14 protein-coding genes are annotated in these 14,954 nt (G+C 59.6%); 9 read left to right on the forward strand and 5 right to left on the reverse strand.

The features are described 5' to 3' along the window. Positions 1-2 precede the first annotated feature (2 nt). From DYE40_RS10325 to DYE40_RS10345, 5 genes are all read right to left on the reverse strand, one after another. A complete protein-coding gene (locus DYE40_RS10325) occupies positions 3-248 on the reverse strand; it encodes a hypothetical protein (protein WP_115309025.1) in 246 nt (81 codons plus the stop codon). Then, a complete protein-coding gene (locus DYE40_RS10330; protein ID WP_172461273.1) occupies positions 215-958 on the reverse strand; it encodes an alpha/beta fold hydrolase in 744 nt (247 codons plus the stop codon). The genes DYE40_RS10325 and DYE40_RS10330 overlap by 34 nt, the downstream gene beginning before the upstream one ends. 326 nt (positions 959-1,284) lie before the next feature. Next, positions 1,285-2,514, reverse strand: a complete 1,230-nt coding sequence (locus DYE40_RS10335; RefSeq protein WP_115309027.1) for a molybdopterin molybdotransferase MoeA — start codon at positions 2,512-2,514, stop codon at positions 1,285-1,287. 122 nt (positions 2,515-2,636) lie between these two features. Further along, entirely contained in the window at positions 2,637-4,010 is a 1,374-nt protein-coding gene (locus DYE40_RS10340; RefSeq protein WP_115309028.1) for a NarK family nitrate/nitrite MFS transporter, read from the reverse strand. A gap of 157 nt (positions 4,011-4,167) precedes the next feature. Next, positions 4,168-5,415 (reverse strand): MFS transporter, encoded by a 1,248-nt coding sequence (locus DYE40_RS10345; protein WP_115309029.1) that lies wholly within the window; start codon positions 5,413-5,415, stop codon positions 4,168-4,170. Between the two features lie 361 nt (positions 5,416-5,776). On the opposite strand from DYE40_RS10345, the gene moaC reads away from it, so the two are divergent. The 9 genes from moaC (at position 5,777) to DYE40_RS10390 (ending at position 14,908) form a co-directional block, all read left to right on the forward strand. Next, a complete protein-coding gene (gene moaC / locus DYE40_RS10350) occupies positions 5,777-6,250 on the forward strand; it encodes a cyclic pyranopterin monophosphate synthase MoaC (protein WP_115309030.1) in 474 nt (157 codons plus the stop codon). Continuing rightward, positions 6,234-6,488, forward strand: a complete 255-nt coding sequence (moaD, locus tag DYE40_RS10355; RefSeq protein WP_115309031.1) for a molybdopterin converting factor subunit 1 — start codon at positions 6,234-6,236, stop codon at positions 6,486-6,488. Before moaC ends, moaD begins: the two co-directional genes overlap by 17 nt. Before the next feature lie 2 nt (positions 6,489-6,490). After that, on the forward strand, positions 6,491-6,925 hold the full coding sequence (locus DYE40_RS10360) for a molybdenum cofactor biosynthesis protein MoaE (protein WP_115309032.1): 435 nt from the start codon (positions 6,491-6,493) through the stop codon (positions 6,923-6,925). A 110-nt stretch (positions 6,926-7,035) separates the two neighbouring features. Further along, positions 7,036-7,461, forward strand: coding sequence for a DUF7716 domain-containing protein (locus DYE40_RS10365; protein WP_115309033.1), 426 nt, complete (start codon positions 7,036-7,038; stop codon positions 7,459-7,461). A gap of 133 nt (positions 7,462-7,594) precedes the next feature. Then, positions 7,595-8,122 (forward strand): PqiC family protein, encoded by a 528-nt coding sequence (locus tag DYE40_RS10370; RefSeq protein ID WP_115309034.1) that lies wholly within the window; start codon positions 7,595-7,597, stop codon positions 8,120-8,122. A gap of 15 nt (positions 8,123-8,137) precedes the next feature. Beyond that, entirely contained in the window at positions 8,138-9,475 is a 1,338-nt protein-coding gene (locus DYE40_RS10375; RefSeq protein WP_115309035.1) for a DUF3482 domain-containing protein, read from the forward strand. Positions 9,476-9,546: 71 nt separating this feature from the next. Continuing rightward, entirely contained in the window at positions 9,547-11,382 is a 1,836-nt protein-coding gene (uvrC, locus tag DYE40_RS10380; protein ID WP_115309280.1) for an excinuclease ABC subunit UvrC, read from the forward strand. A 258-nt stretch (positions 11,383-11,640) separates the two neighbouring features. Next, positions 11,641-13,500 (forward strand): dihydroxy-acid dehydratase, encoded by a 1,860-nt coding sequence (ilvD, locus tag DYE40_RS10385; RefSeq protein ID WP_115309036.1) that lies wholly within the window; start codon positions 11,641-11,643, stop codon positions 13,498-13,500. Positions 13,501-13,693: 193 nt separating this feature from the next. Continuing rightward, positions 13,694-14,908: a pyridoxal phosphate-dependent aminotransferase gene (locus DYE40_RS10390; RefSeq protein WP_115309037.1), complete on the forward strand. Its 1,215-nt coding sequence runs from the start codon at positions 13,694-13,696 to the stop codon at positions 14,906-14,908. Positions 14,909-14,954 lie beyond the last annotated feature (46 nt).

The following is a 14,954-nucleotide window of genomic DNA, read 5'->3' on the forward strand; positions in this document are numbered from 1 at the left end:
CCCTACGCCAGCGGCAGAAACCGGTTTTTCAGACGGCCTGTCCGTTCCGTCATTCCCGCGCAGGCGGGAATCTTTTTTACGGCTTCTGTTTCGGCGGTTTTATCCGGCTTGGGTTGCGCTTCGGACAGGATTCCCGCCTGCGCGGGAATGACGGCAGTGGGGCTGCGGCGGATTTCAGGCCGATTTTTCAGACGGCCTTTGGTTTCAGGCTGCCTTACAGCTTGTAAAACACTTTCATCGCCGCCCATAAAATATCGGGCTGCTCTTTTATCACTTCGTGCGCGGCAAACGGCACGTTCATCAGATGCGCGGCGGGCAGGACTTGGCGCAAGCCGTTCAGGGCTTTGGCGGAGAGCAGGAAATCGTCTTCGCCGCGCACCGCCAGCACGGGGGCTTTGATGTTGGCGGTGTTTTCATTCGGGAATCCCGCCGCCGTGTCGTCCGTCCACAGGCGGCGCAGGTCGGCAACCAGCGCGTCCAAATCAGGGCGGGGATTAAGTTTTTGGTAGGCGGCGACCTGTTCGGACATCTGCTCATGCACGTCGGCAACGGTGAGGCTTGCCATCATTTCGCGCGGGGTGTCGCGGCTGTGCCATTGCGCGCCGACGGTCAGCACGGATTGCACACGGGCATCGGCGGCGGCGATGCGGTAGGCGGTTACGCCGCCGTCGCTGAATCCGAACAGGTGAAACTGGCGCAGCCCGACGGCTTCGATAATCTGCCGTGCGTCGTCGGCGGTTTGGGCGTAAGTCAGCGGCACGTCGCCGCGCGTGGAGCGTCCGTGTCCGCGCGTGTCGATGGCGAGGGTGCGGAAATGCGCTTGCAGGCGGGGCAGCAGCGGGGCGAAGTCCTCCGCCGAGCCGAGTCCGCCATGCAACAGGACGATGGCGGGCGCGTCGGCTTTGCCGCCGAGTTGGTAAAAGAGGTCGGCATTTTGGTAATGCAGGGTTGCGGTCATGGGGTTGCTCCTGTTCCTGTTTAGTGAGGAAGCGATGCCATTCGGCGCGGCGAAAGTGGATTGTACCAGTGCGGACAAAACGGCGGCAGCGGTTGTTTTGAGCAGGGTGCGGCGGGTGGCGGGCATGAGGTTTCCTTTGTTCTGAAAATCGGCTTACAGGTCAGGATTGCGGTTTTCAGTTGGTCTGGCATTGATGCCCGACAAGCAAACTCGCTGCGGCTTGCTTTGCCACACACACGGTTCGCCGGATTCTGCCAACCACGTGCTTGCCTGCGGCACCTACCCTATGGAGTCGTACCGCCCCCTCCTGCCCTGCCGCCGCAAATTTACAGAAACGCGCCGTCGAAGGGCTGCACGGTTACGCTTTCGCCTGCGTCCAACGGGCCGCTTTCGGCGGGCAGGACGAGATAGGCATTGGCGCGGGATACTTGCAGGATGCGGTGCGAATCCTGTTTGCCGCAGGGGCGCGCCAGCCATGTGCCGTCGGGCTGCTGTTCGATAATGCCGCGCTGGATGTCCATGCGGCTGTGGTTTTTCGTTACCGGCTCGCTCAGGGTGGCGGTGAATCGCAGCGGCTGCGGAATATCGGACGCGCCGCAGAGCTGCCAGAGGGCGGCTTTGAGGAAGATGTCGAAGCCGACAAAGCCGGATACGGGGTTGCCGGGCAGGCCGAAAAACCAGGTGTCCATCATGCGGCCGAACACGAAGGGTTTGCCGGGTTTGAGGCCGACTTTGTAGTGGTGGACGCTGCCGACGCGCTCGACGGCGGTGCGCATGAAGTCGTAGTCGCCGACGGATACGCCGCCGGTGGTAATCAGTACGTCGGCGGCGCGGATGACTTCGTCGAATACGTGCAACACGTCTTCAAGGTCGTCGCCGACTTGTTTGAAGTCGATGATTTCGACGGGCAGGCCGGACAGGCGGGCGGCGAGCATGGCGCGGTTGCTGTCGTAGATTTGGTCGGTGCGGCCGTTGTTGGGCTCGCCCGGCTCGCACAGTTCGTTGCCGCTGGATAAAAGGGCGACGCGGATTTTGCGCCGCACGGGCACTTCGGCATGGCCGAGGGCGGCCAAGAGCATGATGTCGGCTTCGCGCAGGATGCGGCCGGCGGTGAGGACGGTGTCGCCGGCGGCGATTTCTTCGCCTTTGCGGCGGATGTTCGCGCCTTCTGCCGCGTCTTTTTCCAGGCGGATGATGCCGTCTGAAAAGGCTACGTTTTCCTGCACGATGACGGTATTGCAGTCGTCGGGAACAACCGCCCCGGTCATGATGCGTACGCACGCGCCGTCCAGCAGACAGCCTGAAAACGCGCCGCCGGCCACGGATTCGCCCGCCACTACCCATTCGCTGCCTGCGGCGGATGCGGATTGCAGGGCGTAGCCGTCCATGGCGGAGATGTCGGCGGGCGGCAGGTTGACGGTTGATACGATGTCTTCGGCAAGGATGCGGCCGACGGCGGCAACGGCGGGGACGGTTTCGGTTTCGGGCAGACGGCAGCGGGCGGCGATTTTGTCGTGTATCAGGGTTTGCAGTTCTTGTACGCTGGTGAGTGCCATGGGGATTCCTTTGGTTTTGCGGTTGGTTGTGTGTGGGCTTTCCCGTCGGGATACGGCGGGAAAGAGGCCGTCTGAAAAGCCGCTTGGCAGGACGGGCCGGCGGTTTCAGACGGCCTTTGCCGTCAGCATTTGGCTTCGGCGTTTTTACGCAGATAGTACCACCAGTTGATCAGTGCGCACACGGCATACAGCACGATAAAGCTGTATAACGCGCCATTCACGCTGCCGGTCATTTCGATGGATGTGCCGTAGCTTTTGGGAATCAAAAAGCCGCCGTAGCCGGCAAAGGCGGCGGTGAAGCCGATAACGGCGGCGGCTTCGCGGATGGCGTCTTTCTGCGCGGTTTCGTGGTCGGTTTCGCCCGCGTCGGCACGTTTTTTGTGGTAGATGTTGAAGATGATGGGAATCTGCATAAAGGTGGAGCCGTTGCCCAGTCCGGCCAGCGCAAACAGCAGCATGAAGCAGGCGAAGAAGCCCCAGAAATTGCCGCCGTTGCCGGATGCGTCGGGCAGGAAGGCGAGTACGCCGAATACGCCGACAATCATGCCGGTAAAGACGACGTTGGTGATTTTCGCACCGCCGACCTTGTCGGACACCCAGCCGCCGAGCGGGCGCACGGCTGCGCCGATGAGCGGGCCTAAGAAGGCGTAGGAAAGGGGCATGCCGGGAAACAGGGTTTTGGTGAGCAGGGGAAAGCCTGCGGAAAAACCGAGAAATGAGCCGAAGCAGCCGAGATAGAGGATGCACATCAGCCAGTTGTGTTTGCGTTTGAAGATGCTGGCCTGGTCTTTGAAGCTGGCTTTCGCGCTGGCCAAATCGTTCATGCCGAACCAGGCGGCGATGGAGGAGGCGAGGATAAAGGGCACCCACACGAAGCCGGCGTTTTGCAGCCAGACTTGTTTGCCGCTGTCGGCCAGAATCTGCGGGTCGCCGCCGAGTGCGCCGAATACGCCTGCGGTAATCACTAGGGGGACGACAAACTGTACGGCGGATACGCCGAGGTTGCCCAAGCCGGCGTTCAAGCCCAGAGCCGTGCCTTTTTCAGCGCGGGGGAAGAAGAAGCTGATGTTGGCCATGCTGGACGAAAAATTACCGCCGCCGAAGCCGCACAGCAGGGCGAGGATAATCATGGTGCTGTAGCTGGTGGTGGGGTCCTGCACGGCAAAGCCGAGGCCGACGGCGGGCAGCAGCAGGCTGGCGGTGGAGATGGCCGTCCAGCGGCGGCCGCCGAAAATCGGCACCATAAAGGAATAGACGGCGCGCAGCGTGGAGCCGGACAGGGCGGGCACGGCGGCGAGCCAGAAGAGCTGGTTTTTGGTGAACTGGAAGCCGATGTTGGGCAGGTTCAGCGTGGCGACGCTCCACACCTGCCACATGGCGAAGGCGAGAAACAGCGCGGGGATGGAAATCCACAGGTTGCGCCGGGCGATTTTGCGGCCGGTGGTCTGCCAGAATTGGGGGTCTTCCGGCCGCCAGTCTTGGATGGGGTGGGACATAGGTTGCTCCTGGGGAAAAGGTTTTGAAATCAGATATTTTTGGCTTTCAGACGGCCTGTCGTGTTTCAGGCTGCCTTTGGTTTGCAGGCCGTCTGAAAAGTACGTCGGGCAGCCCGAAAAGCCGTTTGCAACAGTTTTTCAGGCTGCCTGTTCCATATTACTGCCCGCGGTTCGGTTTGAACGAAAAATGCATCCAAACCAGCGACACGCATACCGTGCCGTAAAGCAGCATAAAGGCGGTGGAGCGGATGCCGGTGTAGTCCAGCAGCACGCCGAACATAATCGGCAGCAGGAAGCCGCCCAAGCCGCCGGCCAGGCCGACCACGCCGGATACCGCGCCGATGTTGTCGGGATAATCGTTGGCCACGAATTTGAACACCGAAGCCTTGCCCACCGCCATGGCGATACCGGCGGTAAACATCAGAACGGTAAACAGGGTAACGTTCAGGCCGATATGGAAGTTCTGTACGCCTTTGGTGGTGTTGATTACGAAGTCGGTCTGCGGGTAGGACAGGATAAAGAAGCACACCCACAGCACCCACATCACATACCAGGTAACTTTATATGCGCCGAACTTGTCGGAAAGATAGCCGCCCAGAGCGCGCAGCACGCCGCCCGGCAGCGAGAAGCAGGCCGCCAGCAGCGCGGCAGTCTGCAAAGACATGCCGTATTCGCCGATGTAGTAGTGCGTCATCCACAGCGCGAGGCCGACGTAGCCGCCGAATACCACGGAATAATACTGGCTGTAACGCAGCACGCCCGGGTCTTTCATCAGCAAAAGCTGCTCTTTGAGGCTGACTTTGGAATCTACCAGGTGCTTCGGATCATGATAGCTGGTAAACCAAAACAGGATGGCGGTGCACAGCATAATCGCCGCATACACATTGGGCACGATTTTCCACGCACCGGCCGCCACCATTGCGGCGGGAGCCATTTTAATCAGCACCGGAGCCAGCAGCTTGTTGACCGCGCTGCCCGCGTTGCCCGCGCCGAACACGCCCATCGCCAAGCCCTGCTGCTCTTTGGGAAACCAGCGGGCGACATAGGGCGTACCCACCGAAAACGAGCCGCCCGCCAAGCCCATAATCAGGCCGATGGCCAAAAAATGCCAGTAGGCGGTGGCATACTGCATCAGATAGATAAACGGCACGCTCACCAGCATCAGCACAAACAGCACGATGCGGCCGCCGTATTTGTCGGTAAGAATGCCCAGCGGCACGCGTATCAGCGAGCCGGACAACACGGGGATGGCGGTAAGGATGCCGAACTGCGCCTCGGTAAGTCCGAGCTGTTTCTGAATCGGTACACCCACTACGGCAAACATCAGCCAGATCATAAAGCAGACGGTAAACGACACCGTGCTGGACACCAGCACCGAATAACGTTTGTAGTTTTCGGATTTCATTTCCGATTTCCTTTGTTGCGGTTAAATATAAACAGATTGTGTACCAATCTACCGGCCGTTCCGCATACCGTTTTGCACGGAATATTGCGCCATACGGAACAGCTGCACCGCCATTCTATGCCTGCCCCGTGAAAAAATCAGTTGCCCTAATGCGGAAGCCGCACTAGCCGAAAGGAGTAGCCGGCCTACCTATTTCGTATCTGATTTATACTCTCATTTTCCCAAGCCGCATACGCCTGACGCGAAAGGCCGTCTGAAAACGGATTTCCCGTTTTCAGACGGCCTGTTGCCGCACACTTGCCAGCACGGCATAAAGCCTGCATGATGCGCCACTTTTTCCATCCGCCGCGAAAGGAAACCCATGTCCCTCACCCATCTTGACGAACAAGGCAAAAGCCGCATGGTCGATGTCGGCGATAAAGCCGTAACCCGCCGCGTGGCCGTAGCAGGCGGCCGCGTCGTATTCCCGCCCGAAGTTTACACGCAGATTCAGGCGGCAAACGGCCAAACCGCCAAAGGCGCGATTACCGAAGTCGCCCGCGTCGCCGGCATCATGGCCGCCAAAAACACCGCCGCGCTGATACCGATGTGCCACCCGATGATGCTGGAGCGCTGCAAGTTGGAACTCGAATACGACGACGCATCATACAGCCTGAACATCAGTGCCGAAGTGGCCGTTACCCACAAAACCGGCGTGGAAATGGAAGCCCTCACCGCCGTAACCGTAGCCGCACTTACCGTGTACGACATGACCAAAGCACTCAGCCACGACATCGAAATCCAAGACGTGCGCCTGTTGCACAAAACCGGAGGCAAACATGACTTCAGCCGCTGAAATCCAAATTTTATACTTCGCCGCCCTGCGCGAAGCGGCAGGCAAAGACAGCGAAACCGTTGCCCTGGACAACAGCGACACCGCCGCCGCCGTATATTCCCGTCTTGCCGCGCAATACGGCTTTACCCTGCCGCAAGAGCGTTTGCGCTGCGCCGTCAACCACCAATTCGCCGCATGGGACACCACACTCGAAGCAGGCGACACACTGGCCTTTATCCCGCCCGTAGCCGGAGGCTGAAAATGTTTGACCTTACCGAATCCCCCATCGATGCCGCCGCCCTGCGCGAGCGCCTGCTCGGCAACGAAAACTGCGGCGCGTTCAACTGCTTCGAAGGCTGGGTGCGCCGCAAAAACGAAGGCAGCCGCGTCGATTATCTGGTGTACAGCGTTTACCGCGAACTGGCACTCAACGCGGGCAACGAAGTCATCGCCGAAGCCAAACGCCGCTTTGCCATCGCCGATGCCGTGTGCGTGCACCGCCACGGCCGCCTCGAAGTGGGCGACATGGCCGTGTGGGTGGGCGTGGCCGCCGGACACCGCGACGCAGGCTTCGCCGCCTGCCGCTTCATCATCGACACCGTCAAAGCCCAAGTACCGATTTGGAAGGAAGAGTTTTACACCGGCCAAAACCAAAGCGCGTGGCTCGCCAACCCCGAATCGCACGGTGCGGGATAAGCCCGCGCCATATCCGTATTCCGTATCGGGAGGCCGTCTGAAAACGCATCCGGCCAAGCCGCAAACGCTTGGCCGGTTTTCAGACGGCCTCCTCCCAAAGGCACAGGCAAATGTGCCAATCCTTGCAAATAATCTTTGGAGACAGTTTTATGAATCCGTTTGCCATCCAGACCAAATATCGTTTATTTGATTTAATAGATTTTGTTGTGGATGCAACTAAGAAAAATATCTCAGACGGCAGGGATTACTTCGAATATCGTGATATTTTTATAGAGAACATATCTATTGACCTAGCCGATGACCCATATTGTTTTGTAGATGAACCATTGGATGACGATTTGATTGATGAAGATGAAAATCCGGAAGGATATTCTGATTTTGTGATAAGCAATAAACTTAAACTCCTTTACTATGGGCAACAATTTGTTTCCGTAATAGAAAATTCACTATTGCAAAAAAATGAAGCAAGCATAGGGGAAATTGTACAAAATCTTAAATTTTATTCTAAGCATGACACTTATATGGATATGAAATGACAATCCAAGCTGCCATAGCAGCAAGCCGCAGCCTGCATCATGTAACGCGCTGCTCCAAAACAGCCTGAAAGCCTTCGGGCTGCCTTTTATCCCTCGTGTATAATGCCCGCCGTTTTGACCGAAACCCCGCAATATGAACAAAGTCCTTCTGTCTGCCGCCTTTCTCGCGCTTGCCGCCTGCGCCTCCCAGCCCGTTTCCTACTTTACCCTGCCCGACAGCCGTTTCCAAATGCCCGAACACACACAGGGCAAAAGCGAAATCGCCGTACGCGTCGTCCTTGCCGCGCCGCTGGATAAGGGCGGCCTGACCTACCAGACCGACGCGCTGCAACTGAACCACGCCCGCAGCCATCTGTGGGCGCAGCCGCTCGAACAGGCCGCAGCCGCCCGTTTTGCCAACGAATTCAACCGCGCAGGTTCGGCGCGGCATTATTTCGTTCCGTCCCACCAAAGCAGCGCGGCGCAGTCGCTTACCGTCTATCTGGAAGCCTTCCAGGGCACCTACCGCGGCAGCACGCTGGTCGAAGGCTATGTCCGCCGCGCCGACGGCAGCCGCCGCTTCCGTGCCGAAACGCCGCAGCAGGGCGACGGCTACGAAGCCATGCTGCAATCGCTCTCGCAGGGACTTTCCTCTGCTGCGGAGCAAGTGTCCGGAAAATAAACCACGCCCCGCGCCATGTCCGAATCCACCGCACTCAGCCTCGCCGTCGTCGGCCACACCAACACCGGCAAAACCTCGCTCATGCGCACCCTGCTGCGCGATGCCGCTTTCGGCGACGTGCAAAACGCCCCCTCCACCACCCGCCACGTCGAACGTTCCGCCGTAAACGACGGCGCGGACACCCTCGTCCTCCTCCACGACACGCCCGGCCTCGAAGACGCGGGCGGCGTGCTCGACTGGCTGGAAACGCACACCTCCGTCCGCAGCGACGGCATCGAACGCCTGCAACAATTCCTCACCTCCCCCGCCGCCGCCGCAGAATTCAACCAGGAAGCGAAAGTCCTGCGCCAGCTCCTGCACAGCGATGCCGCCCTTTACGTCATCGACGCACGCGAGCCGGTGCTGGAAAAATACAAAGACGAACTGACCGTCTTGTCTTGGTGTGCCAAACCGGTGATGCCCGTGTTCAACTTCACCGCAGGGCAGGATCTGTCTGCGTGGATCGCCATGCTCGCGCGGCGCAACCTGCACGTTTGCAGCAGCTTCGACACCGTTGCCTTCGATTTCGACGGCGAAATCCGCCTGTGGCAAAACCTTGCCACCATGCTGTCCGACGGCAGCATCCTCGACAGGCTGACCGCCGCCCGCAGCCGCGAATGGCAGCGGCTCGGCAGCGAAGCCAAAGACGCGGTCGCCCTCTTCCTTATCGAAGCCGCCGCCTGCCGCCGCGAAGCAGGAGAAAACGAAGACACCGCGCCGCTGACGGAAGAAATGCAGCAGGCCGTACGCGCCCTTGAACAGCGTCTGCACCAAAAACTCCTGCACCTCTACCGCTTCTACACCGACGGCGTGGAAAGCGCGCAATGGGTGCTGCACACGCAAAACCAAGACCCCTTCGACAGCGGCACGCTGAAAGAATACGGCATCCGCACCGGTACGGGCGCGGCAGCGGGCGCACTCATCGGCCTCGGCTTCGACCTCGCCACCCTCGGCGGATCGCTCGGCATGGGCACCGCCATCGGCAGCCTGATCGGCGGCGTACTGCCCAATGTGAACGATTTGTCCGACAAAATCAGCGGCAGGCAGATTCTGACCGCCGCGCCCGAAACCCTTACCCTGCTCGCCGCCCGCGCCCTCGACCTGCTCGCCGCCCTGCAAACGCGCGGCCACGCGGCGCAAAGCCCCGTCCGCCTGCAAAGCGGCCGCACTCCGTGGCCGCCGTCCAAGCTGCCGCCCGAGCTGCAAAAAGCCCGCGGCCGCCCGCGCTGGTCGCCGCTCAACCCGCAGGGCGCGGACACCGCCGACGGCGAAAGCAAAACCGCCGCCGCCCAAGCCCTGGCCGCACGCCTGTAATGCCGGCGCAGGCCGTCTGAAAACACAGCCGCCGCACCGCCACACCCGTCCCGCCCACCGCCCACCCGATGATGCAGCCCGATTTCGATATTCCGACCTTCCTCAAAAACCTGCCGCTGCTGCCCGGCGTATACCGCTTTTTCGACAAAGCGGGCAATGTGCTGTACGTCGGCAAAGCAGTCAATCTCAAACGGCGCGTGTCGGGCTATTTCCAGAAAAACGACCATTCGCCGCGCATCGCGCTGATGGTGAAGCAGATACACCACATCGTAACCACCGTTACCCGCTCCGAAGCCGAAGCGTTAATCCTCGAAAACAACTTCATCAAATCCCTCGCTCCCAAATACAACATCCTGTTTCGCGACGACAAAAGCTATCCCTACCTCATGCTCAGCGGCCACACCTTCCCCCGCATGGCCTACTATCGCGGCACGCTCAAAAAGCCCAACCAATACTTCGGCCCCTATCCCAACAGCAGCGCCGTACGCGACAGCATCCAGATTCTGCAAAAAGTATTCATGCTGCGCACCTGCGAAGACAGCGTGTTCGCCAACCGCGACCGCCCCTGCCTGCTCTACCAAATCAAACGCTGCACCGCGCCCTGCGCCGGCTACATCAGCGAAGAAGACTACCGCGACAGCGTGCACCGGGCCGCCGCTTTTCTCAACGGCAAAACCGCCGAACTCACACAAACGCTGCAACAAAAAATGCACGATGCCGCCGAAAATCTCGAATTCGAACAGGCCGCCCGTTACCGCGACCAAATCCAAGCCCTCGGCATCATACAGAGCAGCCAGTTTATCGACAGCAAAAATCCCGACAACCCCAACGACATCGACCTGCTCGCGCTGGCCGTTTCAGACGGCCTCGTCTGCGTACACTGGGTGAGCATACGCGGCGGGCGGCACGTCGGCGACAAAAGTTTTTTCCCCGACCTCAAAAACGACCCCGACCCGCAAGGCCAAGACTACGCCGAAGCCTTTGTCGCCCAACATTATCTCGGCAAAGCCAAGCCCGACATCATCATCAGCAATTTCCCCATACCCGCCGCCCTGCGCGAAGCATTGGACGGCGAACACGGCCGCCAAATCCAATTCGTCGAAAAAACCAAAGGCGAGCGCAAAGTATGGCTCGGCATGGCCGAACAAAACGCCCGCATCGCCATCGGACAACGCCGTCTGCAACACACCGGCCAGCAGCAGCGCACCGGCGAACTGGCCAAAATCCTCAACATGGATTCAGACGGCCTCAACCGCCTCGAATGCTTCGACATCAGCCACACCCAAGGCGAAGCCACCGTCGCATCCTGCGTCGTGTACGACGAACACAACATCCAACCCGCACAATACCGCCGCTACAACATCACCACCGCCAAAGCCGGCGACGACTACGCCGCCATGCGCGAAGTACTCACCCGCCGCTACGGCAAAATGCGGCAGGCCGAAGCCGCAGGCGAAGCCGTCAAATGGCCCGACGCAGTACTCATCGACGGCGGCAAAGGCCAAATCGGCGTAGCCGTATCCGTGTGGCAGGAACTCGGCCTGTCCATCCCCTTGGTCGGCATCGCCAAAGGCCCCGAACGCAAAGCCGGCATGGAAGAACTCATCCTGCCCTTCACCGGCGAAACCTTCCGCCTGCCGCCCAACAGCCCCGCACTGCACCTGCTGCAAACCGTGCGCGACGAATCGCACCGCTTTGCCATCACCGGCCACCGCAAAAAACGCGACAAAGCCCGCATCACCTCCACGCTGGGCGAAATCCCCGGCGTAGGCAGCAAACGCCGCCAAGCCCTGCTCACCCGCTTCGGCGGTCTGCGCGGCCTCGCCGCCGCCAGCAAAGAAGACCTCGCCCAAGTCGAAGGCATCAGCAAAGCCCTGGCCGAGAAAATTTACGAACACCTGCATTGAGGCCGTCTGAAAACGGCATACCGTCAGTTTGCGCCGCGCACGCTTTTCCGGCACAACCCGGCCGCGCCATATACACGGAGGCCGTCTGAAAACGGCCAAACCCGCTTTTCAGACGGCCTCCCCCGCTGCTTTCCCGCCCTGCCCCGCTGGTATAGAATGCCGCACCTTTCAGGCCGTCTGAAAACAGGTTTTCACTTCGTTGGAGCTGCGCTTTCAGACGGCCTCTCATTACACCAACAATCAAAGGACACACCAACCATGCCCGACTACCGCTCCAAAACCTCCACCCACGGCCGCAATATGGCCGGTGCGCGCGCCCTGTGGCGTGCCACCGGCGTAATGGAAACCGACTTCGGCAAGCCCATCATCGCCATTGCCAATTCCTTTACCCAATTCGTACCCGGCCATGTGCATCTGCACAATATGGGCCAGCTCGTTGCCCGCGAGATTGAAAAAGCAGGCGCGATTGCCAAAGAGTTCAACACCATCGCCGTGGACGACGGCATCGCCATGGGACACAGCGGCATGCTTTACTCGCTGCCCAGCCGCGATCTGATTGCCGACTCCATCGAATACATGGTCAACGCCCATTGCGCCGACGCGCTGGTGTGTATTTCCAACTGCGACAAAATCACCCCCGGAATGCTGATTGCCTCGATGCGCCTGAACATTCCCACGATTTTCGTCTCCGGCGGCCCGATGGAAGCAGGCAGGGTCTTGGGCATTGCCAACATCCAGCCCGAGCGGCGTTTGGACTTGGTGGACGCGATGATTGATGCGGCCGACGACAAAGTTTCCGACGCCGCCGTCGACGAAATCGAACAAAACGCCTGCCCCACCTGCGGCTCGTGTTCGGGCATGTTTACCGCCAACTCGATGAACTGCCTCACCGAAGCACTCGGCCTGTCGCTGCCCGGCAACGGCTCCTATCTGGCCACCCACGCCGGCCGCAAAGAGCTGTTTCTCGAAGCCGGCCGCATGATTGTCGAAATTACCAAACGCTATTACGAGCAAAACGACGAATCCGTTTTACCGCGCAGCATCGCCACCAAAAAAGCCTTTGAAAACGCCATGACCATGGACATCGCCATGGGCGGCTCCACCAACACCATCCTGCACCTTTTGGCCGTTGCCCACGAAGCCGGCGTTGATTTCAAAATGGCCGACATCGACCGTCTCAGCCGCCAAGTGCCCTGTATTTGCAAAACCGCGCCCAACAACCACGACTACTATATGGAAGACGTACACCGCGCCGGCGGCATCTTCGCCATCCTCAAAGAGCTGGACAAAGCAGGCAAACTGCACACCGACGTGTACACCATCCACGCCCCCACGCTCAAAGACGCGATTGAAAAATGGGACGTTACCAATCCCGAAAACACCCGCGCCATCGAGCGTTTCAAAGCCGCGCCCGGCGGCGTGCGCACCACGCAGGCCTTTTCGCAAAACCGTATGTGGAAAACATTGGACTTGGACAGGGAAAAAGGCTGTATCCGCAGCGTCGAACACGCCTATTCGCAAGACGGCGGCCTGGCCGTACTCTTCGGCAACATCGCCGAGCGCGGCTGCGTGGTCAAAACCGCCGGCGTGGACGACAGCATTCTCAAATTCAGCGGCCGCGCCCGCGTGTTTGAAAGCCAAGACTCCGCCGTCGAAAGCATTCTGGCCAACCAAATCGCAGCCGGCGACATCGTCATCATCCGCTACGAAGGTCCCAAAGGCGGCCCCGGTATGCAGGAAATGCTGTATCCCACCAGCTATCTCAAATCCAAAGGCTTGGGCAAAGAATGCGCACTCCTAACCGACGGCCGCTTCTCCGGCGGCACATCGGGCTTGAGTATCGGCCACGTTTCCCCCGAAGCGGCCGAAGGCGGCGCAATCGGCCTGGTGCGCGAGTTTGACACCGTCGAAATCGACATCCCCAACCGCAGCATCAACCTGAAAATCTCCGACGAAGAACTCGCCCGCCGCCGTGCCGAAATGGAAGCCAAAGGCAGCGGGGCATGGAAGCCGGAAAACCGCGAACGTTATGTTTCCGCCGCCCTGCGCGCCTACGGCGCCATGGCCACCTCCGCCGACAAAGGCGCGGTGCGCGACGTATCGCAGATTGAGCGGTAACCCGTTTTCAGACGGCAGCAAAACATTTCGAGGCCGTCTGAAAACACGCTTTTGGCGCAGGCGGGCAACCCCGCCCGCCGAACAGAAAGGCCGTCTGAAAACACGCCAAACAGGTTTTCAGACGGCCTTTGCCATTGCCCCGCAAACAGGGTACATTTACGCCCCGAATACATCTTTTTACGGAACACACCCCATGGAACAATTCGCCAAATCCTCCAAACTCGACCACGTCTGCTACGACATACGCGGCCCCGTCCACAAAAAAGCCCTCCAACTCGAAGAGGAAGGCCACAAAATCCTAAAACTCAACATCGGCAACCCCGCCCCCTTCGGCTTCGACGCGCCCGACGAGATTTTGGTGGACGTAATCCGCAACCTGCCCACCGCGCAGGGCTATTGCGACTCGAAAGGGCTGTATTCCGCCCGCAAAGCCATCGTCCACTATTACCAAACCAAAGGCCTGCGCGACGTAACCGTAAACGACGTATATATCGGCAACGGCGTATCCGAGCTGATTACCCTGTCGATGCAGGCACTGCTCGACAACGGCGACGAAATCCTCGTTCCCGCGCCCGACTATCCCTTGTGGACGGCCGCCGCCACACTCGCAGGCGGCACGGTGCGCCACTATCTCTGCGACGAAGAAAACGGCTGGTTTCCCGACCTCGCCGACATCGAAGCCAAAATCACGCCGCAAACCAAAGCCATCGTCGTCATCAACCCCAACAACCCCACCGGCGCGGTATACAGCAGGGAAATCCTGCTCGAAATCGCCGAACTCGCCCGCCGCTACGGCCTGATGGTGTTTTCCGACGAAATCTACGACAAAATCCTCTACGACGGCGCACAACACCACCACATCGCCGCCCTCGCCCCCGACCTGCTCACCGTTACCTTCAACGGCCTCTCCAAAGCCTACCGCGTGGCCGGCTTCCGCATGGGCTGGATGCTGCTCAACGGCCCCAAACACCACGCCAAAGGCTATATCGAAGGCCTCGACATGCTCGCCTCGATGCGCCTGTGCGCCAACACCCCCATGCAGCACGCCATTCAGACGGCCCTGGGCGGCTACCAGAGCATCAACGAATTTATCCTGCCCGGCGGGCGGCTTTTGGAACAGCGCAACAAAGCCTACGAAATGCTGACGCAGATTCCCGGCGTAAGCTGCGTCAAACCGATGGGCGCGATGTATATGTTCCCGAAAATCGACACCGAAATGTACCGCATCAAAGACGATATGGAATTTGTTTATGACCTTCTGGTGCAGGAAAAAGTCCTGCTGGTACACGGCACAGGCTTCAACTGGATACGCCCCGACCACTTCCGCATCGTTACCCTGCCCCATGTCTACCAGATTGAAGAAGCAATGGAAAAATTCGAACGCTTCCTGAAAAACCGCCGCCGCTAAATGCCGGCACACCGCACAAAGGCCGTCTGAAAACCAAGTTTCAGAC

The sequence above is a fragment of the Kingella potus genome, assembly GCF_900451175.1.
GTDB lineage: Bacteria > Pseudomonadota > Gammaproteobacteria > Burkholderiales > Neisseriaceae > Neisseria > Neisseria potus.

Excerpts from the sequence above, each read along its gene's own strand:
- DYE40_RS10325 (WP_115309025.1), bottom strand. The coding sequence starts at position 248 with ATGGGCGGCGATGAAAGTGTTTTACAAGCTGTAAGGCAGCCTGAAACC.
- DYE40_RS10330 (WP_172461273.1), bottom strand. The coding sequence starts at position 958 with ATGACCGCAACCCTGCATTACCAAAATGCCGACCTCTTTTACCAACTC.
- DYE40_RS10335 (WP_115309027.1), bottom strand. The coding sequence starts at position 2,514 with ATGGCACTCACCAGCGTACAAGAACTGCAAACCCTGATACACGACAAA.
- DYE40_RS10340 (WP_115309028.1), bottom strand. The coding sequence starts at position 4,010 with ATGTCCCACCCCATCCAAGACTGGCGGCCGGAAGACCCCCAATTCTGG.
- DYE40_RS10345 (WP_115309029.1), bottom strand. The coding sequence starts at position 5,415 with ATGAAATCCGAAAACTACAAACGTTATTCGGTGCTGGTGTCCAGCACG.
- moaC (WP_115309030.1), top strand. The coding sequence starts at position 5,777 with ATGTCCCTCACCCATCTTGACGAACAAGGCAAAAGCCGCATGGTCGAT.
- moaD (WP_115309031.1), top strand. The coding sequence starts at position 6,234 with ATGACTTCAGCCGCTGAAATCCAAATTTTATACTTCGCCGCCCTGCGC.
- DYE40_RS10360 (WP_115309032.1), top strand. The coding sequence starts at position 6,491 with ATGTTTGACCTTACCGAATCCCCCATCGATGCCGCCGCCCTGCGCGAG.
- DYE40_RS10365 (WP_115309033.1), top strand. The coding sequence starts at position 7,036 with ATGTGCCAATCCTTGCAAATAATCTTTGGAGACAGTTTTATGAATCCG.
- DYE40_RS10370 (WP_115309034.1), top strand. The coding sequence starts at position 7,595 with ATGAACAAAGTCCTTCTGTCTGCCGCCTTTCTCGCGCTTGCCGCCTGC.
- DYE40_RS10375 (WP_115309035.1), top strand. The coding sequence starts at position 8,138 with ATGTCCGAATCCACCGCACTCAGCCTCGCCGTCGTCGGCCACACCAAC.
- uvrC (WP_115309280.1), top strand. The coding sequence starts at position 9,547 with ATGCAGCCCGATTTCGATATTCCGACCTTCCTCAAAAACCTGCCGCTG.
- ilvD (WP_115309036.1), top strand. The coding sequence starts at position 11,641 with ATGCCCGACTACCGCTCCAAAACCTCCACCCACGGCCGCAATATGGCC.
- DYE40_RS10390 (WP_115309037.1), top strand. The coding sequence starts at position 13,694 with ATGGAACAATTCGCCAAATCCTCCAAACTCGACCACGTCTGCTACGAC.